The organism is Bacillus sp. GBSW19, from assembly GCF_002998655.1.
Lineage (GTDB): Bacteria > Bacillota > Bacilli > Bacillales > Bacillaceae > Bacillus.
The window spans coordinates 1616470-1639147 of the sequence record NZ_PVRF01000001.1 but is presented as its reverse complement, the minus strand read 5'-3'; the positions used below and the strand labels follow the sequence as shown (position 1 = coordinate 1639147).

At 43.2% G+C, this 22678-nt stretch carries 20 protein-coding genes; 18 read left to right on the top strand and 2 right to left on the bottom strand.

Annotation, left to right across the window (positions count from 1 at the left end; translation table 11 throughout):
- Positions 1-15: 15 nt before the first annotated feature.
- Both C6344_RS08690 and cstA read left to right on the top strand, forming a co-directional pair.
- Positions 16-1104 carry a M42 family metallopeptidase gene (locus C6344_RS08690; protein ID WP_060596968.1) on the top strand — a complete coding sequence of 363 codons (1089 nt, stop codon included), beginning with the start codon at positions 16-18 and terminating at the stop codon, positions 1102-1104.
- A 350-nt stretch (positions 1105-1454) separates the two neighbouring features.
- Positions 1455-3251 (top strand): carbon starvation protein CstA, encoded by a 1797-nt coding sequence (cstA, locus tag C6344_RS08685; protein WP_060596967.1) that lies wholly within the window; start codon positions 1455-1457, stop codon positions 3249-3251.
- 41 nt (positions 3252-3292) lie between these two features.
- On the opposite strand, the gene sspI is transcribed toward cstA, so the two are convergent.
- A complete protein-coding gene (gene sspI, locus C6344_RS08680; RefSeq protein WP_003216243.1) occupies positions 3293-3514 on the bottom strand; it encodes a small acid-soluble spore protein SspI in 222 nt (73 codons plus the stop codon).
- 113 nt (positions 3515-3627) lie between these two features.
- Between sspI and C6344_RS08675 the strand changes: the two genes are divergently transcribed.
- The 3 genes from C6344_RS08675 to pheT all read left to right on the top strand — a co-directional run bounded on the left by C6344_RS08675 (position 3628) and on the right by pheT (position 8212).
- Positions 3628-4371 (top strand): TrmH family RNA methyltransferase, encoded by a 744-nt coding sequence (locus tag C6344_RS08675; RefSeq protein ID WP_066030572.1) that lies wholly within the window; start codon positions 3628-3630, stop codon positions 4369-4371.
- A 376-nt stretch (positions 4372-4747) separates the two neighbouring features.
- Complete coding sequence (pheS, locus tag C6344_RS08670; protein WP_034661794.1) at positions 4748-5782, top strand: phenylalanine--tRNA ligase subunit alpha; 1035 nt, start codon at positions 4748-4750, stop codon at positions 5780-5782.
- Between the two features lie 15 nt (positions 5783-5797).
- A complete protein-coding gene (pheT, locus tag C6344_RS08665) occupies positions 5798-8212 on the top strand; it encodes a phenylalanine--tRNA ligase subunit beta (RefSeq protein ID WP_106072873.1) in 2415 nt (804 codons plus the stop codon).
- Positions 8213-8252: 40 nt separating this feature from the next.
- On the opposite strand, the gene rnhC is transcribed toward pheT, so the two are convergent.
- Entirely contained in the window at positions 8253-9131 is an 879-nt protein-coding gene (gene rnhC / locus C6344_RS08660) for a ribonuclease HIII (RefSeq protein WP_045210067.1), read from the bottom strand.
- A gap of 179 nt (positions 9132-9310) precedes the next feature.
- On the opposite strand from rnhC, the gene zapA reads away from it, so the two are divergent.
- The 13 genes from zapA to trxA all read left to right on the top strand — a co-directional run bounded on the left by zapA (position 9311) and on the right by trxA (position 22675).
- The gene (gene zapA, locus C6344_RS08655; protein WP_012010831.1) at positions 9311-9568 is read left to right on the top strand and encodes a cell division protein ZapA; all 258 of its coding nucleotides are present in this window, start codon (positions 9311-9313) and stop codon (positions 9566-9568) included.
- Positions 9569-9575: 7 nt separating this feature from the next.
- Positions 9576-10109 carry a CvpA family protein gene (locus tag C6344_RS08650; protein WP_034661786.1) on the top strand — a complete coding sequence of 178 codons (534 nt, stop codon included), beginning with the start codon at positions 9576-9578 and terminating at the stop codon, positions 10107-10109.
- 114 nt (positions 10110-10223) lie between these two features.
- On the top strand, positions 10224-11936 hold the full coding sequence (gene polX, locus C6344_RS08645; protein ID WP_066030574.1) for a DNA polymerase/3'-5' exonuclease PolX: 1713 nt from the start codon (positions 10224-10226) through the stop codon (positions 11934-11936).
- A gap of 21 nt (positions 11937-11957) precedes the next feature.
- Positions 11958-14315, top strand: a complete 2358-nt coding sequence (locus tag C6344_RS08640) for an endonuclease MutS2 (RefSeq protein ID WP_060597083.1) — start codon at positions 11958-11960, stop codon at positions 14313-14315.
- Between the two features lie 14 nt (positions 14316-14329).
- Positions 14330-14734 (top strand): DUF350 domain-containing protein, encoded by a 405-nt coding sequence (locus tag C6344_RS08635; RefSeq protein ID WP_007501637.1) that lies wholly within the window; start codon positions 14330-14332, stop codon positions 14732-14734.
- 162 nt (positions 14735-14896) lie between these two features.
- Positions 14897-15352: an immunity 63 family protein gene (locus tag C6344_RS08630; RefSeq protein WP_106072872.1), complete on the top strand. Its 456-nt coding sequence runs from the start codon at positions 14897-14899 to the stop codon at positions 15350-15352.
- 101 nt (positions 15353-15453) lie between these two features.
- Entirely contained in the window at positions 15454-17175 is a 1722-nt protein-coding gene (locus tag C6344_RS08625; protein ID WP_106072871.1) for an AMP-binding protein, read from the top strand.
- A gap of 168 nt (positions 17176-17343) precedes the next feature.
- Positions 17344-17928: a fatty acid metabolism transcriptional regulator FadR gene (fadR, locus tag C6344_RS08620; protein ID WP_003216590.1), complete on the top strand. Its 585-nt coding sequence runs from the start codon at positions 17344-17346 to the stop codon at positions 17926-17928.
- A 26-nt stretch (positions 17929-17954) separates the two neighbouring features.
- Positions 17955-18734, top strand: coding sequence for an enoyl-CoA hydratase (locus C6344_RS08615; protein ID WP_060596962.1), 780 nt, complete (start codon positions 17955-17957; stop codon positions 18732-18734).
- Between the two features lie 31 nt (positions 18735-18765).
- Positions 18766-19539 (top strand): electron transfer flavoprotein subunit beta/FixA family protein, encoded by a 774-nt coding sequence (locus tag C6344_RS08610; RefSeq protein ID WP_060596961.1) that lies wholly within the window; start codon positions 18766-18768, stop codon positions 19537-19539.
- A gap of 44 nt (positions 19540-19583) precedes the next feature.
- Positions 19584-20561 carry an electron transfer flavoprotein subunit alpha/FixB family protein gene (locus tag C6344_RS08605; RefSeq protein ID WP_060596960.1) on the top strand — a complete coding sequence of 326 codons (978 nt, stop codon included), beginning with the start codon at positions 19584-19586 and terminating at the stop codon, positions 20559-20561.
- 75 nt (positions 20562-20636) lie between these two features.
- Entirely contained in the window at positions 20637-22115 is a 1479-nt protein-coding gene (locus C6344_RS08600) for an alpha-N-arabinofuranosidase (protein WP_106072870.1), read from the top strand.
- Between the two features lie 245 nt (positions 22116-22360).
- Positions 22361-22675 (top strand): thioredoxin, encoded by a 315-nt coding sequence (gene trxA, locus C6344_RS08595; RefSeq protein WP_007501629.1) that lies wholly within the window; start codon positions 22361-22363, stop codon positions 22673-22675.
- The last annotated feature ends 3 nt before the right edge of the window (positions 22676-22678 follow it).

The following is a 22678-nucleotide window of genomic DNA, read 5'->3' as shown; positions in this document are numbered from 1 at the left end:
AGGAGGATAAATGGAATGACAAAGCTAGATCAAACATTAACTATGCTGAAAGACCTAACGGATGCAAAAGGGATTCCAGGAAATGAACGTGATGTCAAAAAAGTCATGCAGACATACATAGAATCATATGCAGATGAAGTCTCTAGTGACCGCCTTGGCAGCTTAATCGCTAAAAAGGAAGGAAACGCAAACGGACCTAAAATTATGCTTGCTGGTCACTTAGATGAAGTAGGATTCATGGTGACAAAAATTGATGACAAAGGCTACATTCGCTTCCAAACAGTCGGCGGCTGGTGGTCACAGGTCATGCTCGCGCAGCGTGTCACCATTGTAACGAAAAAGGGAGACATTACAGGTGTGATTGGCTCAAAGCCGCCGCACGTCTTGTCACCTGAAGCTCGGAAAAAATCGATTGAGATTACAGATATGTTTATTGATATTGGTGCATCAAGCAAAGAACAGGTAATGGAGTGGGGCGTTCTGCCTGGAGATCAAATCGTTCCTTATTTTGAATTTACAGTGATGAATGATGAAAAAATGCTCCTTGCAAAGGCATGGGACAACCGTATCGGCTGTGCAGTAGCGATTGATGTCATGAAGAACTTACACAATGCTCAGCATGAGAATATTGCTTACAGTGTTGCAACTGTACAAGAGGAGGTTGGCCTGCGTGGTGCCAAAACAGCAGCGGCTACGATCCAGCCTGATATTGGATTTGCCATTGATGTTGGTGTAGCAGGAGACACGCCAGGCATCACTGAAAAAGAAGCAACAAGCAAACTTGGCAAAGGACCAACGATTGTTGTATTTGATGCTTCGATGGTATCCCATAAAGGGCTTCGGGATTTTGTTGTCCAAACAGCGGATGAATTGAACATTCCTTACCAATATGACTCAATGCCTGGCGGTGGGACAGATGCTGGCGGTATCCATTTAACAGGTCATGGCGTGCCATCACTATCTATCGGGATACCAAGCAGATATATTCATACCCATGCAGCGATGATTCACCGGGATGATTATGAAAATGCAGTGAAGCTTTTAACAGAAGTGATCAAAAGACTTGATCAAAAAACGGTTGAGCAGATTACGTACGGTTCTTAATAGGTAAGCCTTTCCTCAGTATAGGGGAAAGGCTTTTTTATTCCATTGAATTTCCCAGGAAATGAACGTTGTTTTTTGATTACGTCAAAAGAACTGTTTTTAACAGAAGAAGAAAAAATATTCTAGTGAATAAGGCACATGTGATCTGGCCTTTATTTTTGTAAGATGAAAGCAATAAAAAGGACAGAGCCTAAAGAACGCCCTGTCAAAAGAGAGTTTATGGAAGTAGGTGAAGCTATCTTAAGAATAAACATATTATTCTTATTAGTCAACTTGGTTTTAAAAGAAAGAAAAATCAATCAATTTATGTTATATTTGTAACAAATTGTTTGTGCGAAGGGGATGGTTAAATGAATGCGGTTACAATTGTCATAGGATCTATGTGTATTTTAGCGATTGCCTATCGTCTTTATGGCACATTTATGATGGTCAAGGTATTAAAGGTGACAGACGATCATCCTACACCGGCTCACACATTAGAGGACGGGAAAGATTATGTGCCAACCAATAAATGGGTCACATTTGGGCATCACTTTGCTGCGATTGCAGCTGCCGGTCCGTTAGTGGGCCCGATTTTAGCCGCACAATTTGGGTATTTACCGGGTCTCCTTTGGCTGTTAATTGGCGCAGTGATTGGCGGAGCTGTACATGATCTTGTCGTCTTATTTGCGTCGATGCGAAAAAAGGGGAAATCATTATCAGAGGTAGCAAAGGAAGAGCTAGGACCTGTAGCAGGATTTTGTACAGGGCTTGCGATGCTGTTTATCATTACGATCACAATGGCAGGACTGTCTATGGTTGTGCTTCATGCATTAGAACGTAACCCTTGGGGGACATTTGCAGTCGGAATCACGATTCCAATTGCGATGGGGGTTGGTCTTTATTATAAAAAGACAGGCAATTTAAAACTGGCCACAACTGCGGGATTTATTTTGCTGATGGTTGGTGTATTCCTTGGGCCGAATATTCAAGGAACGGCACTTGGTGATCTTTTAACACTTGATACAAAAACGCTTGCTCTTGCCCTGCCGATCTATGCTTTTTTTGCTGCGGCATTGCCGGTTTGGCTGCTGCTCGCACCGAGGGACTATTTAAGCAGCTTTATGAAAATAGGTGTTTTTATCGCACTGATTGCCGGAATCTTTGTCGTCAATCCAACGATTCAATTCCCAGCCTTTACGGAGTTTGTGAATGGAGGAGGCCCGGTTTTAGCTGGTCCTGTCTGGCCTTTTATTTCTATTACCATTGCTTGCGGGGCCATTTCTGGTTTCCACGCATTTGTTGGGTCAGGGACAACGCCTAAGATGCTTGACCGCTGGAGCGATATGAAGCCTGTCGCGTTTGGCGCAATGCTAGTAGAATGCCTAGTTGGCATTATGGCGTTAATTGCCGCTACGGCTCTTCATCCAGGAGATTATTTTGCGATTAACAGTACGCCAGAAGTGTTCCGAACGCTCGGGATGAGTGTTGAGAATCTTCCGCAGCTGAGTAAGGAAATTGGCCTTGATTTAGAAGGAAGAACGGGTGGAGCTGTGACATTAGCTGTAGGGATGGCGTATATCTTTACGGGAATTCCGTTCTTTAGTCATTTGGCGTCTTATTTTTTCCAATTCGTCATTATGTTTGAAGCTGTCTTTATTTTAACCGCTATTGATGCTGGAACGCGTGTGGCGCGTTATTTGATTCAAGATTTCTTTGGCGAAGCATATAAACCGCTTAAACGAAATGACTGGGTACCTGGGTCGGTATTTGCAAGTGCGCTTGCGTGTTTTATGTGGGGATACTTGCTTTACTCTGGAGACATCGGGTCCATTTGGGCGCTGTTTGGGGTTTCGAATCAGTTAATGGCATCAGTCGGATTAATCATCGGGGCAACCGTTGTATTAAAAATTGCAGATAAAAGGCGATATATGCTGACTTGTTTAATTCCACTTGCCTACTTATATGTGACAGTGAATTATGCGGGCTATTGGATGGTAGCAAATGTATACCTTAATCCTGAGGCATCAGGTTACAGCGTGCTGAATGCGGTGCTGTCAATTATCATGCTGATCTTAGGATTTGTGATCATTGTGTTTGCAATTAAAAAATGGGTCGAAATTTGGCGTGATCCAGCACTTCGGATGGAAACACCGATCACTGGCTAAATGAAAAAGCCGGTTTGCTGTGATAAGCAAACCGGCTTCTTTTATTGCTGCTGATGAGGCTTTAAGCCTTGCTCTAGTGTCTCGAGGATCTCGTTCTTCTCGTTTTCTGATGCTTCTTGCCATAGCACTTCGAACAACACGCCAAGGCCTGGCAGCATTTTTTCCTCGCCGCTTTGAATGGCATCTAAAATCGTATGTTCAAGCTGCTCTTGATTATGGCCAGTGATATTTTGAATGACTGCGCCTCTTAAATTAAAATCCATTGCCCACACTCCTTTTTTGATGGTAATAGCCCTATTCTGTCTCAAAGACAGGTTTATTATGTAGTGTGCATGAGATATAATAAATTCATGATATTTAAAGGAGTTAAAATCGCTTGAAATATATAGAATCAGCTAAAAACACAAACATCAAACAGTGGAAAAAGCTCCATACGAAAAAAGAACGTACGAAAACGGGGCTGTTTCTCGTTGAGGGAATACACTTAGTTGAAGAAGCATTGAAGAGCGGAGTTGTGAAAGAATTAATGGTCACATCGCCTGATAAGCTTCCTTCTCATATCGATCCTGACATTGAACTTTATGAACTGAGCGAAGAAGCCTTTTCTGCCATGACCGAAACGGAAACGCCTCAGCACATCGCGGCGGTTTGTACAGTTCCTGTATTTGAAGAAAAGAAGTATGAACGACTTCTTCTGTTAGATGCAGTGCAGGACCCAGGAAATCTAGGCACACTCATTCGGACAGCAGATGCCGCTGGTCTTGATGCTGTAATCTTAGGTGATGGAACAGTCGATGCGTTTAACGGAAAAACGCTCCGTTCAGCACAAGGATCGCATTTCCACCTGCCAATTTTAAAGCAAACCCTTCAGCAGGCAATACAAGCATGTAAGGAGCAAGGCATACCTGTATACGGAAGCGCCTTGAAAAATGCGAAAGCGTATAGAAGCGTAACGGCAGAAGGTCCTTTTGCATTAATTGTTGGCAATGAAGGAGCAGGGATTGACCAAGAGATTCTGCAAATGACAGACCAGAATTTATATGTGCCGATGTATGGTCAGGCAGAATCATTAAATGTGGCTGTTGCAGCAGCTGTTCTCGTCTATCATTTGCGTGGATAGTGTTGCAACATGCGCTTATTTTCACTATAATGAAACTAATATTTTAAAAACCATGATAGAGGAAGATTGTTTCAAGGAGCGTCCTTATAGGGAGAATGCATCGTAGACTGAAAGTGCATTTAAGGAATGCTGAAACAGGAATTCACCTCTGGAGTTGTCACCGGGACCGCAAGCTTTGCGTAAAGGTGAACCGGATTCGTTTGATTCCGTTATGTCAATGAAGCTTATTCGCACATGCATTTGTGCTCAACAAGGGTGGTACCGCGACCACAACTCGTCCCTTCTTTTTTAGAGGGACGGGTTTTTTTATTGTCTTCAAACGATCAAACAGCCGTTTATCCAGGCGGTTTTGTATATCAAAAGGAGGATTACACTCATGCAAGAAACGTTAAAACAGCTTGAAACAGAGGCGATAGCGAAGGTTGAAGCAGCTAGCTCGCTCAAAGAAGTTAATGACATTCGTGTTCAATATTTAGGGAAAAAAGGCCCGATCACAGAGGTGCTTCGTGGAATGGGCAAGCTCTCCGCAGAAGAAAGACCGAAAATGGGCGCACTCGCAAACGAAGTAAGAGAGCAGATTGCAAATGCCATTGCTGAAAAAAATGAGCAGCTGGAAAAAGAAGAAGTGAAGAAAAAACTTGCATCTCAAACGATCGATGTCACATTGCCAGCAAGTCCAATCAAAATGGGGGCAAGACATCCATTAACGATTGTTGTCGAAGATATTGAAGATTTATTTATTGGTATGGGCTATACCGTTGAGGAAGGTCCTGAGGTAGAAACGGATTATTATAACTTTGAAGCGCTGAATCTTCCAAAGGAGCATCCAGCACGTGATATGCAGGACAGCTTCTATATTACCGAGGATACACTGATGAGAACACAAACGTCACCAGTTCAAGCACGTACACTCGAAAAATATAAAGGACAAGGTCCTGTGAAGATCATCTGCCCTGGGAAAGTATATAGACGAGACAGTGATGACGCGACTCATTCACATCAATTCATGCAGATTGAAGGCCTTGTTGTCGATCACAATATTAGCATGAGTGATCTAAAAGGAACGCTTGAGACAGTCGCAAGAAAAATGTTTGGTGAAGATCGTGAAATTAGACTCCGTCCAAGCTTTTTCCCATTCACAGAACCATCTGTCGAAGTGGATGTGTCTTGCTTTAAATGCGGCGGAAAGGGCTGTTCTGTATGTAAAGGAACAGGATGGATTGAGATTTTAGGAGCAGGGATGGTTCATCCAAATGTCCTGAAAATGAGCGGATTTGATCCAGAAACTTACCAAGGCTTTGCTTTTGGAATGGGTGTTGAACGTATTGCGATGCTAAAATACGGCATTGATGATATTCGCCATTTCTACACAAATGATATTAGATTCACAAAGCAATTCAAGCAGGACTAAGAGGAGGAAATCAACATGTTTGTTTCATATAAATGGTTAGAAGACTATGTCGATTTAGAAGGCATTCAGCCGGATGAATTAGCAGAAAAGATCACAAGAAGCGGAATTGAAGTGGAAGCCGTTGAATATAAAGGAGAAGGCATTAAAGGGGTTGTCGTTGGACATGTCATTGAGCGTGAACAGCACCCAAATGCGGATAAATTAAACAAATGTCTTGTTGATATCGGCGAAGACGCTCCAGTGCAAATTATTTGCGGGGCTCCGAATGTGGATAAAGGACAATATGTGGCCGTCGCAACGGTTGACGCAGTCCTTCCAGGGAACTTTAAAATTAAAAAAGCAAAGCTGCGCGGCGAAGAGTCTCATGGCATGATTTGTTCTCTGCAAGAATTAGGCGTAGAAAGCAAACTCGTACCAAAGGAATATGCAGAAGGCATTTTTGTTTTCCCAAATGACGTCAAACCCGGAGATGATGCCCTTCAGGCACTTCAATTAGACGATGCGGTACTTGAGCTTGGTTTAACACCAAACCGTGCGGATGCCCTGAATATGCTCGGTGTGGCTTATGAGGTTGCAGCCATTTTAGGGAGAGACATCAAACTTCCTGATACAGCACATGACACCTCTTCAGAAAAAGCAGCAGACTATATCTCTGTGAAAATTGAGGATCAAGAAGCAAATCCACTTTATGCAGCGAAGGTCATTAAAAATGTAAAGGTTGGCCCAGCACCGCTTTGGATTCAAACAAGATTGATGAATGCAGGCATTCGACCAATTAACAACGTCGTCGATATTACAAACTTTGTACTGCTTGAATACGGTCAGCCGCTTCATGCATTTGATTATGACTGCTTTGGTTCAAAGCAGGTGGTCGTACGTAAAGCGTCTGATAGCGAAATCATTCAAACACTGGATGAACAAGAACGTACATTGTCATCAAAGCATCTAGTGATCACTAATGGGACGAAAGCGCACGCTGTAGCAGGCGTCATGGGCGGTCTTGAATCTGAGGTGCGTGATAAGACGACAACGATTCTTTTAGAAGCGGCATATTTCAACGGTCAAACGGTCCGTCAAGCATCTAGAGACTTAGGGCTTCGCAGTGAATCAAGCACACGATTTGAAAAAGGACTTGACCCGCAGCGTACAAAACCTGCAGCCGAAAGAGCAGCGCAATTGATCAGTCTCTATGCAGGTGGTGAAGTGCTAAGCGGGACTGTGGAGGAAAACCACCTTGAAGCAAGTATGAATGTCATCCACGTATCAACTGAGCGTGTGAATAAGGTGCTTGGCATGAGCATTTCAAAAAAAGATATGATGCAAATTTTCAACAAACTTGGTTTTACAGTGGGCGAATCAAATGACGTTCTTGTCGTAACGGTTCCTTCTCGTAGAATGGATATCACGATTGAAGAAGACCTCATTGAAGAAGTTGCCAGATTATACGGCTATGATAATATTCCGTCTACACTGCCTGCGACAGCTGGTACAGTTGGCGGTCTCACGCCGTACCAAGTGAAGCGCAGGAAGGTCAGACGTTTCTTAGAAGGCGCAGGTCTTTCTCAAGCGATCACGTATTCATTGACAAATCAGCATAAGTCTACAGCTTTTGCACTGAATCCAGCTTATAAAACGAGACTTTCCCTGCCAATGAGTGAAGAACGAAGTGTGCTCAGACAAAGTCTACTGCCAAACTTACTGGATTCTGTTGCATATAACTTGGCAAGACAAGCTGATTCCTTTGGTTTTTATGAAACGGGTTCTGTGTTCTTAGCAGAAGCTGAAGGAGAAAAACCAGTGGAAAAAGAGCATGTCGCTGGTGCGCTGACAGGCTTATGGCACAAAAATCTTTGGCAGGGCGAGAAAAAAGCCGTCGATTTTTATGTAGCAAAAGGAATTGCTGAAGGTCTGTTCGAAAAGCTTGGTGTATCAGACCAAATCACATATGTTCAAGCAGAACGTGAGGGTCTTCACCCAGGCCGTACAGCAGATGTTCATTTAAATGGAAAAGTGATTGGGTTTGTTGCTGCTCTCCATCCAGTCATTGAAAAGGAATTAGATTTAAAAGAAACATATGTCTTCGAGTTTGATTTAACAGATGTGATGACGTCTGAATCGAAGGATATGAAATATACAGCGATTCCGAGATTCCCTGCTGTGACAAGAGATATTGCACTTGTTGTAGATCAGCATATCTCAAGCGGACAGCTGGAGCGGGTCATCTATGAGGCAGGCGGGGATTTATTGACAGACCTATCCGTCTTTGATGTGTATGAGGGTGAACATATGGAAGAAGGCAAAAAATCCGTTGCATTCTCTCTCCAATATTTAAATCCGGAGCAAACATTGACAGAGGAAGAAGTGACGGCTGTTCATACAAAAGTATTGAAAGCATTAGAAGATACGTATCAAGCCGTCTTGCGCGGTTAAAGAAAAAAAGAGCTATGGCCTTATGGGCCTTAGCTCTTTTTTATAACCATTTTTTCGCTTTTTGTGTGTTGGCAAAATGCAGCTTTGTAAATTGACGTAAAGCATCTTCGCCGTGCAGCTTGATGAGCTTCGCTGCCGCCTTGTCCACATGAGGACCGGCTCCTTTTGGAATGTCAAAGCCTGCTGCTTTTGACAACTTATCCATTTCAATTAAAAAGGCGTACCTTGCAATAATGGAAGCCGCAGCAACTGACAAATGAATGCCTTCTGCTTTCGTGCTAAAGTACGTCCGCTCCCGAATGATTTTTTTCCCTGCAAGATGCTTGAAATAAATGCCCGGTTCTGCAAATTGGTCAATCAAAATAGCTTCGGGCTGCTTCCCGTCTAGTTTTTCTAGCACAGAGGTAATGACTTGGTTATGAAGCAGCGCCTTCATTTTTCCTTGACTCATGCCCTTTTCCTGCATCGCATTGTACTTTTCATTTCGGAGCACGAGAAGGCTGAACGGAATGGTTTTGATGAGATCTTTGGCAATATTGATAATCTGCGGGTCCTTTAGACCTTTTGAGTCTTTTACGCCAAGCTCTTTCATGAGAGCAAGCTGGCTTGCATCAACATAGGCGGCACAGACCGTCATTGGTCCAAAATAATCACCTGTTCCTACTTCATCTGAACCGATGACGGACATAGAAGCAATTCCTGACGGCGGACTGTATTTTGTGACAGCAGGTGCTTTTTGACTTTTCGTATCAGCTGCTTTTAAATGGCTGAATTGACTGGCTTCAGCTTCTGCCTTTTGTCCTTGAAACAGCACTTTTCCAGATCGATAGGCTGTAATCGTACAGCCAGGAACCTTTGCTTGAAAAAGGGCGCCTGGTGGTAAAGTATCAGTTAAGTGGTGCGCATACGCGCTCTTCATCTTTTTAAGGTCTTCTGATGTTGCTTTTAAGACGGATTGGGGCACAGTGGATAACTCCTTTTTACCTTGATATCATTGATTTCTAAAGTGTACCATAACAGGGAAGGGCTCGTCTTTCCATTCAATGTCTAAACATGTTATGATAGAGACTAGGATTCTCGTGGAATGGAGGAGAAACGTTGTCTGACGGCGGTAAAACGAAAACAACAGTTGAGATTTACGGACAGTCCTATACGATCATCGGTCAAGAAACGAAGATGCATATGCGACACGTTGCTTCAATTGTTGATGATAAAATGAGAGAAATAAATGAAAAAAATCCATACCTTGATATAAACAAATTAGCTGTACTGACAGCAGTCAATGTCGTCCACGACTACTTGAAATTAAAAGAGCAATACGAAAAACTAGAGATTCAGCTTAAAGAAAAGGAATGAAATTACCGTGATCGATATCATCATTTTGTTTTTGCTTCTTATGGGAACGCTTGTCGGTCTAAAACGTGGGTTTATTCTTCAATTGATTAAATTGATCAGCTTTGTTGTTTCTATCTTAGTGGCTTCCATGTTTTATCAGTCACTTGCACCACAGCTTACGTGGATTCCAGCGCCTAATTTTAGCGGCGGTCAAGCGCAGCTCGCTTTCTTTAGTGGGAATCTAGAAACAGCTTATTATAATACCATTGCGTTTATCATTCTGTTTATCTTGACCAAAATCCTGCTCGCCATCATTGGCGGATTGCTCACAACCATTGCAAGTATACCTGTGATTAAGCAGGTCAACAAACTGCTTGGCGGTGTTTTAGGATTTCTTGAAACCTATCTATTTGTGTTTATTCTCTTGTTTGTCGCTGCATTACTTCCAGTCGATGCACTGCAAACAATGATGAGCAAATCCATATTAGCAGATGTGATCGTAGGCAACACCCCTTATCTGTCCAGTCTTGTCAAAGACTTATGGACGACGTATGGAGTTTAAAAACTTCTCCTTTCTTGGAGAAGTTTTTTCTCATTCCATGACAGAAAGTTGTAGGATGAAGGAAAAGTTTGTATATTTATAAAGGAAGATGCCAAAGCGGCTGGAGGATGAGAGATGAATAAAAAAGATATTATCAAACTTCTTGAAACAATTGCAGTATATATGGAGCTGAAAGGAGATAATCCTTTTAAGATTTCTGCCTTTCGTAAAGCAGCAGCGGCACTGGAACAAGATGACCGCAGCCTTTCTCAAATAGATGATCTATTAGCATTACCCGGCATTGGAAAAGGAACCTTTGCTGTGATCACTGAGTATATTGAAAAAGGACAATCAGAAACACTCGAACAATTAAAAAAGGAAGTGCCTGAAGGACTTGTCCCGCTCTTAAAATTACCAGGACTTGGCGGGAAGAAGATCGCTAAGCTTTACCAAGAGCTTGGCGTCCACGATGCACAGTCGCTAAGAGAAGCATGCGAAGCGGAAAAGGTACAAGCACTTGCTGGCTTTGGCAAAAAAACAGAAGAAAAGATTCTCGCGGCTCTTGAGGAAGCGGGAAAGCAGCCGGAACGACTGCCAATTGGCTTTGCATTAGATGTGGCAGAGCGGATTGATCATGCGCTTGAAGAGACGAAAGGTATCATCCGTTTTTCAAGAGCTGGCAGTTTAAGACGTGCACGTGAAACCGTGAAAGATTTAGATTATATCATTGCGACAGATGATCCTGAGCAAGTCAGAGAGCAGCTCGTTGCACTTGATGATGTGAAAGATGTCATCGCAAGCGGTGATACGAAGGTATCTGTCATTCTTGCCCTTGATTTTGAGATCAGTGTGGACTTCCGGCTTGTGACATCAGACCAATTCGCGACTACGCTGCACCATTTCACTGGATCAAAAGATCACAATATTCGAATGCGTCAGCTTGCGAAGGAACGCGGAGAGCGCATTAGCGAATATGGTGTGGAAACGATTGAAACTGGAGAAGTGAAAACGTTTGAAGACGAGAGCGCTTTTTATGCGCATTTTCAACTTCCGCTCATTCCGCCAGAAATTCGTGAAACCGGAGCGGAGATTGATACGTATAAAGAAAGTATGCAGTTTGTAGAACTGAAAGATATCAAAGGCGACCTTCATATGCACTCGACATGGAGTGACGGAGCATTCTCTATTCGTGAAATGGCGGAAGCATGTATCGCAAAAGGCTATGAATACATGGCCATTACAGACCACTCGCAATATTTAAAAGTAGCCAACGGTTTAACAAAAGAACGTTTGCGTCTGCAAGCTAAAGAAATTGACAAGCTTAATCAGGAATTCGAGCATTTTCACATTTTCAAAGGGGTCGAAATGGATATCCTGCCGGATGGATCGTTAGATTATGATGATGACTTTTTAAAAGACATGGATTTTGTCATTGCGTCTATTCATTCTAGCTTCTCTCAGCCGGAGGAAGTCATTATGGAACGCCTTGAAAATGCCTTGCGAAATCAGCATGTCGATTTAATTGCACATCCAACAGGCCGTTTGATCGGCAGACGGGATGGCTATGCCCTAAATATAGATCAGCTCATAGAGCTTGCGAAGAAAACGGGCACTGCACTTGAGCTCAACAGTAATCCGTCAAGACTTGATTTGAAAACAGAGCATTTAATGAAAGCAAATGAAGCGGGTGTGAACATCATGATCAATACAGATGCGCACAACATCGCCATGCTGGAACATATGGAAGTCGGTGTAACAGCTGCAAGAAAAGGCTGGACACCAAAAGCAAATGTCGTGAATACTTTTACTCTAAACGAGATCAAAAAGTTTTTAACGCGTGACAGGTAGTCGTTAGGAGGCTGGACCATGCTGCAACAAAAAGTGTTAGCATCATTAGAATTTCATAAAGTAAAAGAAAAAGTGATGTCCTATACCGCATCCACATTAGGAAAAGAAAGAGCGCAGGATTTAACACCTCTGACGGATATAGAAACCATTCAGCATTTGCTGGAAGAGGTAGCAGAAGCACAAGATGTGATTCGCTTAAAGGGGTCTGCGCCATTTGGCGGGTTAACGGATATTAGACGCGCAGTTAAACGGGCAGAAATCGGCAGTACATTAAGCCCATCTGAGCTGATGGAAATCGCAGGACTATTATATGCGGTGAAAAATATGAAGCACTTTCTCACGTCCATGTATGAAGATGGAGTAGACATACCGCGCCTTCATACATATGCTGAGACGCTGATATTACTGCCTGAAATCAGAAAAGAAATCGAAAGCTGTATTGGTGATAATGGAGAAGTGCTTGATCATGCAACCCCTGCACTTCGTTCATTGCGCATTCAATTACGCTCACTAGAATCAAAGGTTCGTGATAAATTAGAATCGATGATTCGTTCACAATCGGCTTCGAAAATGCTGTCAGACACAATTGTCACCATTCGTAATGATCGGTTTGTTATTCCGGTGAAACAAGAGTACCGCTCGAATTACGGCGGAATTGTTCATGACCAATCATCATCTGGGGCAACACTTTTTATTGAGCCGCAAGTGGTCGTGGATGTAAATAACACCTTGCAGCAAACCCGTTTAAAAGAGAAGCAAGAGGTTGAAAAGATCCTCCAAATGCTGACAGAGAGCGTGTCAGAGCACATTGGGGAACTGCTTCACAATGTAAAGGAGCTGCAGACGCTAGATTTTATTTTTGCTAAAGCTAAATATGCAAAGGCAGAAAAAGCCACAAAGCCTGCTGTGAATGATCAAGGAGAGATCTATTTAAAACGAGCAAGACATCCTCTATTGCCTCGGGATCAAGTTGTCGCAAATGATATTGAGCTCGGCAAAGATTTTTCAACGATCGTGATCACTGGACCAAATACAGGGGGGAAGACAGTTACTTTAAAAACGCTGGGTCTTCTGACGCTGATGACACAGGCGGGCCTCCATATTCCAGTTGAAGAAGGCTCTGAAGTGGCTGTGTTCGACCAAGTCTTTGCTGATATTGGAGACGAACAGTCCATTGAACAAAGCTTGAGTACGTTCTCATCTCATATGGTCAATATTGTAGATATCTTAAAGCATTTGACATCTAACTCACTCGTGTTATTTGATGAATTAGGGGCAGGAACAGACCCAGCTGAAGGTGCGGCACTTGCGATGAGCATTTTAGATGAAGTGCATCAAACGAATGCACGCGTCATCGCAACGACTCATTATCCCGAGCTGAAGGCATATGGGTATAACCGGGAAGGCGTCACGAATGCAAGCGTGGAGTTTGACATTGAAACTTTATCACCAACGTACCGCCTGCTCATCGGTGTGCCTGGACGAAGTAACGCATTTGAAATTTCCAAACGTCTTGGTTTGCCTGACCACCTCATAGACCGGGCAAAAGCAGATATGCATGCAGAGCATAATGAAGTAGACCAAATGATTGCGTCATTAGAAGATAGCAAGAAACAAGCAGAAGAAGAACTGCATGAGACAGAAGTCTATAGAAAAGAAGCAGAAAAGCTTCATAAAGAATTGCAAAGACAAATTCTTGAATGGAATGAGCAAAAGGACAAACTGCTCGAAGAAGCTGAACATAAAGCGAAAGAGAAAATTGAACAAGCATCAAAAGAAGCAGAAGATATCATTCAAGAGCTCCGTTCGATAAAAAGTGAACACCGCTCATTCAAAGAGCATGAACTTATCGATGCGCGAAAGCGTCTTGAAGAAGCTGTTCCTGAGTTTGACAGGAAAAAGAAGCCAGAGCCAGCGAAAAAAGCAGTAAGACAGCTGAAGTCAGGCGACGAAGTCAAAGTGATCACCTTCGGGCAAAAAGGAACGCTGCTTGAACAAACAGGTGACAAAGAATGGAGTGTCCAAATGGGCATTCTGAAAATGAAAGTAAAAGAAAAAGACATGGAATTTATCAAATCAGCACCTGAATTTAAGCAAGAAAAAGCCATCACGGCAGTCAAAGGGAAAGACTATCATGTCTCGCTTGAGCTCGATTTAAGAGGAGAGCGTTATGAAAATGCCTTAAGCAGAGTCGAAAAATATTTAGATGATGCTGTATTAGCTGGTTATCCGCGCGTGTCGATTATTCACGGAAAAGGAACTGGCGCCCTCAGAAAAGGGGTTCAGGAATTACTGAAACAGCACCGAAGTGTGAAAAATGCTCGTTTTGGCGAACAAGGTGAGGGAGGATCAGGCGTCACCATCGTCGAATTAAAGTAAAAAGGAGAAAACGCATGAAAGCCTTTTGGGAAAATGAACTTGTGGAAATTGCCGCCTATTACAGCGTGGCCGTCCTATGTCTCGTCTTATTTCTAACCATTTTTGAACTCGTCACCTCCTATAAAAACTGGGAAGAGATCCAGCGGGGGAACTTAGCTGTTGCTATGGCAACAGGCGGGAAGATCTTTGGGATTGCGAATGTGTTTCAGCATTCCATCGCACAGCACAATTCCCTTCTTCAAATGGTTGGATGGGGCGTATATGGCTTTGTGATGCTGCTTGTCAGCTATTTCATTTTTGAATTTTTAACACCGCGATTTAAAGTAGACAAAGAGATTGAAAATGATAATAGAGCGGTCGGGTTTATTTCACTCATCATTTCAGTTGGGCTGTCTTACGTAGTAGCAGCCGGCATTTAAGGAGACGACATGGAAAAGCTAGCAAAAGTATTAATCGTAGTTGCCTGCACTTTTGCGGTCATTGGTGCCGTTTATCTGTTCCTGTGAAATGAAGAAAACAACGTTAGAGAGCTGTCAGGGAACCCCTTGGCAGCTTTTATCTCATCAAAGGCGGCGAATGACATGAAGCACATTCTGCAAAAAGGCGAACTAATCAAGCGCATTGATACTTGTCTTCAAATGACATCCCTTCCAAGAGACATATACGAACCGTATATTGCACGTCCATTTCAAACGTCAGGATTTTTTGATGATTTGAGTCCCTATATTCAGATCGATTCAAGTGGTTATTTCCTCATTCAATATGAACGAGGGATGAAAATGCTGCATAAAAGAACAAAAGTGGCGGATGAAGTCATTTACTGGATTTTAGAAGACATCATTTTTCTCACGGTTTACATTGACATGATGAGGAAGCATCAAGTCGACAACATCCAGACGCATTTACCGAATGACCCTAGTATCCATCAACAGATCGTGGAAAGAGTCAACGAGTCATTTCGTGCAATCGGCGGTTTATATGAACAGTGGCATCATGAAGGAAAAAGAGCCTCTATAGAAACACCGGCGAAAAAGTAAACGTGTGCAATTGAACCAAGCTCTATTAGAAAAAAGCAAACTGTCCTAAGGAAAAGTTTGCTATAATAAAATAGTACGAAAGTTCAGGAAGGAGGGTTTTTATGCAGTCAGATAAACGTTGGCTTCTGCATTACCCGAATCAAATTCCCCACGAACTCACCATCCCAAATGAAACATTACAATCTTACTTATTCAGCTCCGCAGAGGCTGCACCTGAGCATACAGCCATTCATTTTCTAGGAAAGAACATCACCTATGAACAGCTGCAAAAAGACGTATTGAAACTAGCCAGTCATCTGATGAAAATTGGCGTAAAAAAAGGCGACAGAGTAGCGATCATGCTGCCGAACTGCCCTCAATCGGTCATTTCTTATTATGCTGTTTTAATAGCAGGCGGCATCATTGTTCAAACAAACCCGCTTTATACGGAGAAAGAACTGGAATATCAAATGGAGGACAGCGGCGCCAAAGTGCTGATCACGCTAGATCTGTTGTATCCAAAGGCTTATAAAATGAAAGCGCTGACAAGTATGGAACACTTAATCATTACCAAACTACAAGATTATTTACCATTCCCGAAAAACATACTGTTTCCTATTGTGCAAAGAAGAAAAAATAAAATGGTCATCCAAGTGGAGAAAAATGACACCATTCATCACTTCTCGCAGATCACGAAAGAATCGGCAGGTGAACAGCAAATTCCCGCACTTGCCTTTGAGCCGAAAGAGGATGTCGCTGTTTTGCAATATACCGGCGGAACGACCGGTTTACCAAAAGGGGTCATGCTCACACATGAAAATATTTTAGCGAATACTGAAATGTGCGCTTCCTGGATGTACAAAACGACCAGGGGGAAAGAACGCATCCTCGGCATCATTCCGTTTTTTCATGTCTACGGAATGACGACCGTCTTAAACCTTGCTGTCAAAGAAGGGCATCAATTGATTCTTCTTCCACGCTTTGATGTCGCAGATACCCTCAAAACGATTGAAAAACAGAAACCGACGCTATTTCCAGGCGCACCAACAATGTATATCGCCTTGCTGCATCATCCGAACATTGAAAAGTATGACCTGTCGTCCATCACTGCATGTCTAAGCGGCTCAGCGGCACTTCCTGTAGAAGTCAAACAAAGCTTTGAAAAATTAACAGGAGGACGCTTAGTGGAAGGGTATGGACTTTCAGAAACCTCACCCGTCACCCATGCTAACTTTTTATGGGGAGCGAACAAAACAGGCAGCATTGGCTGTCCGTGGCCTAATACAGATGCCGGTATTTATTGCGAGGAAACTGGAGGCCTAAAAGAACCATATGAGCATGGAGAAATCATTGTCAAAGGGCCGCAGATCATGAAGGGATACTGGAATCAGCCAGAGGAGACAGCGGCTGTATTACGAGATGGCTGGTTTTTCACCGGAGATATAGGGTATATGGATGAGGACGGTTTTTTCTATATCGTCGACCGGAAAAAAGATGTCATCATAGCGAGCGGCTATAATATTTACCCAAGAGAGGTCGAAGAAGCCCTTTATGAGCATGAGCTTGTACAAGAAGTCGTCGTCGCAGGTATTCCAGATCCGTACAGAGGAGAAACAGTGAAAGCATTTATTGTGCCGAAAAAGGATGCCTACTTAACAGAGGACGAACTTGATCGCTTTGTCAGGACGAGAATTGCCTCATTTAAAGTACCACGCGTGTATGAATTTAAAGAATCACTGCCTAAAACAGCCGTCGGGAAGATTTTGCGCAGAGTATTAATTGAAGAAGAAAAAAGAAAGCACGCTTCTTCATCTGAAACGCCTGCCGATCAACCGAAAACATAACGGTCTGCATCATCCGGTCCACCGGCCGGATGATTTGAATGTTGACCGCCTGCTCTGTTATGCTAAAGGTGGAAAAGAAACAAGAAGATCACTTGACAAATCGCCCGTTTCTTTTTAACATGAAGTTATGAATGAATACTCATTCAATTTAGAAAGGGACGAAGCACATTGAAGCAGAAAAGACCGAAGTACATGCAAATTATTGATGCAGCAGTTGTGGTGATTGCAGAGAACGGCTATCATCAATCACAAGTTTCAAAGATTGCGAAACAAGCAGGGGTAGCAGACGGAACCATTTATCTTTATTTCAAAAATAAAGAGGATATTTTGATCTCATTGTTCAAAGAAAAAATGGGACAATTCATCGAACGGATGGAAACAGATATTCAAAAGAAACCGTCGGCGAAAGAAAAGCTTTTACTGCTCATTGAGGAGCATTTTCGTATGCTTGCGCAAAATCATCATTTGGCTCTTGTGACACAGCTCGAACTCAGGCAGTCAAACCTTGAGCTGCGGCAAAAAATCAATGAGGTGCTGAAAGGGTATTTAAATATGCTCGAGTCGATTTTAGCAGAAGGAAAGAAAACAGGAGAATTTAGACAAAATCTAGATGTCCGCTTAGCGAGACAAATGGTATTTGGGACGATTGATGAGACCGCTACAACATGGGTCATGAATGATCAAAAATATGATCTTCCTGCACTCGCAGAAAACGTACGTGATCTACTCTTAAACGGAATACATCAATCTTAAAGACATTTTGAAAAAGGATGATTGACATGGAAAAGATACTCACCTTACATCATGAAGGACAGACAGCACTTATTACGATTCAGCATCCACCAGCAAACGCCTTATCTTCTCAGCTGCTCACCGAGCTAAATGACATGTTTGACCAGCTCGAACAAAATGAAGAAGTAAGAGCCATTGTGATCCACGGAGAAGGAAGATTTTTCTCAGCAGGTGCTGATATTAAGGAATTTACGACGTTACAGGAAGAGTCTGACTATTCAAGCCTTGCAGACAGAGGGCAGCAGGTCTTTGAACGGATAGAGCAATGTCCAAAACCAGTCATTGCCTCGATTCACGGAGCTGCATTAGGCGGGGGCCTTGAGCTTGCAATGTCTTGTGATATCCGAATCGCAACAAAAGATGCGAAGCTTGGACTGCCGGAACTAAACCTCGGCATCATTCCAGGATTCGGCGGCACGCAGCGCCTGCCGCGCTATGTTGGTTCGGCTAAAGCTCTGGAAATGATGGGTACAGCTGAACCGATTACAGGTGAAGAAGCATTCGCCTGCGGACTTGTTTCAAAGCTGGCAGAAACAGAGGAAGAGGCGCTTGAAGAAGCCAAAACACTTGCGGCAAAATTTGCAACGAAAAGCCCAAAATCACTCGAGTATGTGCTGGATTTATTGAACGCAACAAAATTGTATTCATATGATGGCGGAATGAAACTGGAAGCCAAAAAGTTCGGTGAGATTTTCCAATCGAATGATGCCAAAGAAGGTATCCAAGCCTTTATCGAAAAGCGCAAACCGAATTTTAAAGGGGAATAAGGGATTAGAACGACACAAGGGGGAGAAATGGATGAATATATTTGTTTTGATGAAGCGTACGTTTGACACGGAAGAGAAGATTTCCATTCAGTCTGGTGCAATTCAAGAAGATGGAGCAGAGTTCATTATTAATCCTTATGACGAGTACGCCATAGAAGAAGCCATCCAGCTTCGTGACGAGCACGGGGGAGAAGTGACCGTTGTGACAGTTGGCAGTGAGGATGCGGAGAAGCAGCTGAGAACAGCGCTCGCTATGGGCTGCGATCAAGCCGTTTTATTAAATGTGGAAGACGACTTAGAAGAGTGGGATCAATATTCAGCTTCTACGATTCTTTACCACTATTTAAAAGACAAAGAGGCTTCCTTAATTTTAGCAGGGAATGTGGCAATTGACGGGGGCTCTGGACAGGTTGCCCCGCGTCTTGCTGAATTACTTGGCTTTTCATATGTCACAACGATTACAAGTATTCAAATTGACGGAGGCTCTGCTTCGATTGAACGAGATGCGGAAGGTGACGTGGAAGTCATTTCTGCCGAGCTCCCGCTTGTCGTCACTGCCCAGCAAGGACTCAATGAGCCTCGCTATCCATCATTACCAGGCATTATGAAGGCAAAGAAAAAGCCTTTAGAAGAAGTGGAACTTGATGATTTAGATCTTGATGAAGACGATGTGCCATATAAAATCAAAACAATTGAACGTTTCTTACCGGAGAAAAAAGAGGGTGGCAAGGTGCTCAGCGGTGAGCTTCAGGATCAAGTCAAAGAACTGACAGATCTACTAAGAAACGAAGCAAAGGTCATCTAAACATCCGCTTTACGATATCACGAGAACAAGGGGGAACTTGAAAGATGAGTAAAAAAGTTGTTGTACTTGGAGAAAGTCGTGACGGTAAATTAAGAAATGTGACATTTGAAGCCATTGCTGCCGCTCATCAAGTGGCAGATGGCGGTGAAGTCATTGGCGTGTTAATAGGGGAAGACGTCAAAGACCTAGCGAATGAACTGCTTTACTATGGAGCGGATCATGTCATGATTGTGGAGCATCCGCACCTTTCATACTATACATCAGATGGTTTTGCGCAGGCGCTTCAAGCGATATTAGATCAGGTTGACCCAGATGCCGTACTCTTTGGCCATACGTCTATCGGAAAAGACTTGTCGCCGAAAATAGCTGCACGCTTGCAGACTGGCCTAATTTCAGATGCGATTGATGTAAGCGTTACCGGAGAACACCTCGTTTTCACTAGACCGATTTACTCTGGTAAAGCCTTCGAAAAAGTGATTTCAACAGATCGTCTGCTTTTGGCGACCATACGGCCAAACAACGTGGCACCTCTTGAGCGGGATGCCTCACGAAGCGGAGACATTACACCCGTTTCTGTCGATATTCAGAACCTGCGAACGATTGTGAAGGAAGTCATTAAAAAAACGTCAGAAGGTGTAGATTTATCTGAAGCAAAGGTCATCGTCGCCGGGGGACGCGGGGTCAAGAGCAAGGAAGGGTTTGAACCACTGAATGAACTCGCCGAAACGCTGGGCGCAGCAGTCGGTGCCTCGCGTGGCGCCTGTGATGCAGACTACTGTGATTATGCCCTGCAAATTGGGCAAACAGGTAAGGTCGTCACACCTGATCTCTATATTGCGTGCGGGATATCAGGGGCGATTCAGCATTTAGCCGGAATGTCTAACAGTAAAGTCATTGTGGCGATTAACAAAGACCCAGAAGCCGAGATCTTCAAAATTGCCGATTATGGAATCGTCGGTGATTTGTTTGAAGTGGTACCGCTTTTGAATGAAGAGTTAAAAAAGATGAATATCCACTCGTAACGCTCATACACTCAGAATGCCTAGGTATTCTGGGTTTTTTTGTATGTAATCAATAAACAAAGGAGCGGTTGACAAGTGAAGGGGACAGTAAAAGTCAATGACGTGATCGGACGTATTTCTAAACACATCTATGGACACTTTCAAGAGCATTTAGGAAGAGGGATTTATGACGGGATTTGGGTAGGAAAAGATTCAGCGATTGATCATATTGAGGGGATTCGTACGGATGTGCTAAAGGCTCTTCAAGCATTACATATTCCGGTGCTTAGGTGGCCAGGCGGTTGCTTCGCAGACGAGTATCATTGGGCAAATGGTGTAGGTGATCTCAGTGAACGAAAACCGATGGTGAACACTCATTGGGGCGGCACGGTTGAATCCAATGCATTTGGTACGCATGAATTTATGAAATTGTGTGAGCTGCTTGAATGTGAGCCTTATATTTGCGGGAATGTGGGAAGCGGGTCTGTTCAAGAATTAGCAGAATGGGTCGAGTATATTACATTTCCAAAGGGAACACCTATGTCTGATTGGCGTATTCAAAATGGAAAACAAGAACCTTGGAAGCTGACCTATGTTGGTGTAGGCAATGAAAGCTGGGGCTGCGGCGGGAATATGACGCCTGAATACTATGCTGATTTATATAAACGTTATCAAACGTATGTGAGAGAGTTTGCGGGTCAGACGATATACAAAATCGCGTGCGGCGCAAATTCAAATGACGTGAATTGGACAAAAGTATTAATGGAGCGGGCCGCACCTTGGATGGATGGACTCAGTTTGCATTACTACACTGTACCCGGTACATGGGAGAAAAAAGGGTCAGCGACTGAATTTGATGAGGATGAATGGTTTATCACGTTGAAAAAAGCCTATGAGATGGAACGGCTTGTCGTGGATCATGGAGAGATCATGGATCGTTATGATCCAGACAAGCGAATCGGGATGATTATTGATGAATGGGGAACATGGTATGACCCAGAGCCAGGGACAAATCCTGGGTTTTTGTATCAGCAGAACACACTAAGAGACGCCCTTGTTTGTGCTCTGCATTTTCATATATTTCATCGTCATTGCCAGCGGATTCATATGGCGAATATTGCCCAGACGGTCAATGTTCTGCAAGCAATGGTGTTAACGGAAGACGAAAAGATGCTCCTAACGCCTACGTATCATGTGTTTCACATGTTTCAAGTGCATCAAGAGGAAGAAGCACTTGAAGTGGAGTTTGTGTCAACGCCTTATGAACGCAGAGGAGAAAAAATACCTCAGGTTAGTGTGTCAGCTTCGCGTTCGTCAGATAAGATGCATATTAGCTTCTGTCACCTGAATCCGCATGAACAAAACGAAGTATCCCTTGCCATTGAAGGTTTGGATGCTCAAACGAAAGTCACGGGCCGCGTGCTGACAGCGGACCGCATGAATGCGCACAACACATTTGACGATCCTCATGCTGTCCAGCCAGAAGAGTTTCAGCAATTTGCTGTAAAACCCGGTGAATTGACCATAGATCTGCCGCCAATGTCGGTGGTGATGATCACGGTCGATCTGGCTTGATCGCATATTTAGATGTTTGATGAGCAGGATGTTGGGGCATCATACATTGTAAATGAAGCGGAAAGGGAGTTATTTATATGCTTAGAACGATTCTCATGATTATCGGTGCAATTGTTGTCATTGGTGCGATTGTACGGTTTGTTTTTTAATTCATTTCATAAAAAATGATTCGTAAGCATTTCATTCGCAAGTCACATTGGTAGATGCTATACTAAAAAGCATAATTTACATTGGAGGAATGAATAATGGCAATCGTAAAAGCGACTGACGCAACATTTTCACAAGAAACTGCAGAAGGTGTTGTTCTTGCGGACTTTTGGGCACCATGGTGCGGACCATGTAAAATGATTGCTCCAGTTCTTGAAGAACTTGATCAAGAAATGGGCGACAAAATGAAAATTGTAAAAATTGATGTAGACGATAACCAAGAAACTGCTGGTAAATACGGCGTGATGAGTATCCCAACACTTCTTGTTTTAAAAGACGGTGAAGTGGTAGAAACATCTGTTGGTTTCAAACCAAAAGAAGCACTTGCTGAACTTGTCAACAAACATCTATAAACC

Excerpts from the sequence above, each read along its gene's own strand:
- C6344_RS08630 (WP_106072872.1), top strand. The coding sequence starts at position 14,897 with ATGAAGCACATTCTGCAAAAAGGCGAACTAATCAAGCGCATTGATACT.
- cstA (WP_060596967.1), top strand. The coding sequence starts at position 1,455 with ATGAATGCGGTTACAATTGTCATAGGATCTATGTGTATTTTAGCGATT.
- C6344_RS08635 (WP_007501637.1), top strand. The coding sequence starts at position 14,330 with ATGAAAGCCTTTTGGGAAAATGAACTTGTGGAAATTGCCGCCTATTAC.
- trxA (WP_007501629.1), top strand. The coding sequence starts at position 22,361 with ATGGCAATCGTAAAAGCGACTGACGCAACATTTTCACAAGAAACTGCA.
- pheS (WP_034661794.1), top strand. The coding sequence starts at position 4,748 with ATGCAAGAAACGTTAAAACAGCTTGAAACAGAGGCGATAGCGAAGGTT.
- pheT (WP_106072873.1), top strand. The coding sequence starts at position 5,798 with ATGTTTGTTTCATATAAATGGTTAGAAGACTATGTCGATTTAGAAGGC.
- C6344_RS08615 (WP_060596962.1), top strand. The coding sequence starts at position 17,955 with ATGGAAAAGATACTCACCTTACATCATGAAGGACAGACAGCACTTATT.
- C6344_RS08610 (WP_060596961.1), top strand. The coding sequence starts at position 18,766 with ATGAATATATTTGTTTTGATGAAGCGTACGTTTGACACGGAAGAGAAG.
- C6344_RS08690 (WP_060596968.1), top strand. The coding sequence starts at position 16 with ATGACAAAGCTAGATCAAACATTAACTATGCTGAAAGACCTAACGGAT.
- polX (WP_066030574.1), top strand. The coding sequence starts at position 10,224 with ATGAATAAAAAAGATATTATCAAACTTCTTGAAACAATTGCAGTATAT.
- sspI (WP_003216243.1), bottom strand. The coding sequence starts at position 3,514 with ATGGATTTTAATTTAAGAGGCGCAGTCATTCAAAATATCACTGGCCAT.
- C6344_RS08605 (WP_060596960.1), top strand. The coding sequence starts at position 19,584 with ATGAGTAAAAAAGTTGTTGTACTTGGAGAAAGTCGTGACGGTAAATTA.
- C6344_RS08625 (WP_106072871.1), top strand. The coding sequence starts at position 15,454 with ATGCAGTCAGATAAACGTTGGCTTCTGCATTACCCGAATCAAATTCCC.
- rnhC (WP_045210067.1), bottom strand. The coding sequence starts at position 9,131 with ATGAAGAGCGCGTATGCGCACCACTTAACTGATACTTTACCACCAGGC.